We start from the raw sequence: 1,661 nt of genomic DNA on the forward strand, positions 1-1,661 counted from the left end.
GCCGGCGGTTGTCAACGTACTTGTCGCGTCACTTCATGCGGACTGCTTTAGTTCTTCCGGCTGCATGCGCTCCGGATTGAGCCAGACTTCATCCTTCAATTTCCAGTTGCGCGTCGATCGGGACCAACGCCTTGGATTGCGCTGCCTGGCCTCTGCATAAACGACCTCACGTTGCGCAAGCACTGCGGTCGCCACCCCGTTATGGCGCTGCACCGGCGTGACGAATTTCAGGCCGCTGTGTTTGTGCTCATGGTTGTACCAGCGCACGAACTGCTGCGTCCAGGCCCGTGCCTCATCCACGTTGCCGAACGGCTTGCGTGGGTAGTCGGGCCGGTACTTGCAGGTCCGGAACAGCGACTCCGCGTACGGGTTGTCGTTACTCACACGCGGCCGGCTAAACGAGGCCACGACCCCCAGGTTTTCCAGGGTGGCGAGCATCGTCGCACCCTTCATCGGGCTGCCGTTGTCCGAGTGCAGCACCAGGGGACGTCCTGCCAGGCCCTCAGCCAGACTGGCACGCCGCATCAGCAACGCGGCCAGTTCCGCCGATTCGGCTTCATGCACTTCGTGACCGACAATCTTGCGGCTGAACACGTCCAGCATCATGTACCAGTAGTAGTACTGGCCCTTGACCGCCGCCGGCAGCCACGTAATGTCCCACGACCAGACCTGGTTCGGTGCCGTCGCACAATGACTGGTCACCACCCGGGCCGAGGGCTTGCGCGCACGACCCCGGTGGTGGTGCTGCGAAGCGCTGCGCAGCACGCGGTAAAAGCTCGATTCCGACGCGACATACACGCCGCGATCCGCCAGGCTCGGCACGATCTGGCTGGGTGGCAGGCTGGCAAACTCCGCACAGTTTGCGACTTCCAGAATCTGCTGCCGTTCGGCCTCACTCAGTTTGTTTCGCGGCGGCGGCCGCCCGGTCATCGTGCGGCCATCGGCGAGCACCGCGTCGCCGTTACCCACCCAGCGCTGGAACGTGCGCAGGCTCAGGCCCAGCTCGTTGCAGGCCTGCTCCAGCCGGCAGCCTGACTGCGCCGCCTCGCGTATCAACGATATACATAACAGGCGATCCGGGACGTTGATTAATCGTCCTCTTTGTCTCCCCAGATCGCCTGGGCTTTTTTTCTCAGAATCAGCAACGCAGCCGCTTCCGCCAGCGCCTTCTCCTTGCGCTGCAATTCCTTCTCGAGCTGCTGGATGCGCTTTTTGTCGTCCTTCGACTGCTGGCGCTGCTCGCGTGCCTGCTCTGTGGCATTCGCATTGGCCGAACGACAAGCGGCCCGCCAGGCGGCTATCTGTTCTGGATAAAGACCCTTTCGACGGCAATACTCGGCCAGCTCCGCTGCATTGAGCGGCGCGCTCTCCAGCACTACTGCAAACTTGTCCTCCGAAGACCATCCTTCGGGATTCTTCCCATCGCCAGGCACGACCAACCCTTGTCCTTTCGCCTGTCGGCGCCACGTGTACAACGTCTGTTCGGTAATTCCCGTTTCCCTAGCCAGTGCCGACACCAGCGCGTTTTCCGGCGGCATCATGCGCCGCACCAGCGCTTCCTTTCTTTCTGCTGAGTAGGCTTTCATTCACCCTGATTTTACCGCCCCCGGACCATGTCTATAGGAATCAGATAACACGACAAGTAGTCTGACGCCGGGGGA

General features: G+C 61.6%; 1 protein-coding gene. It reads right to left on the reverse strand.

Going from position 1 to position 1,661, the window contains the following annotated elements; translation table 11 throughout:
• Positions 1–33 precede the first annotated feature (33 nt).
• Positions 34–1,586 (reverse strand): IS3 family transposase gene (locus tag P3T25_RS48430; RefSeq protein ID WP_266243668.1). Its coding sequence is split into 2 segments (ribosomal slippage): positions 34–1,124 and positions 1,124–1,586, totalling 1,554 coding nucleotides; the frame shifts between segments, so codons are not numbered across the junction.
• Between the last annotated feature and the right edge of the window lie 75 nt (positions 1,587–1,661).

It is taken from the genome of Paraburkholderia sp. GAS32 (assembly GCF_050434225.1).
Lineage (GTDB): Bacteria > Pseudomonadota > Gammaproteobacteria > Burkholderiales > Burkholderiaceae > Paraburkholderia > Paraburkholderia madseniana.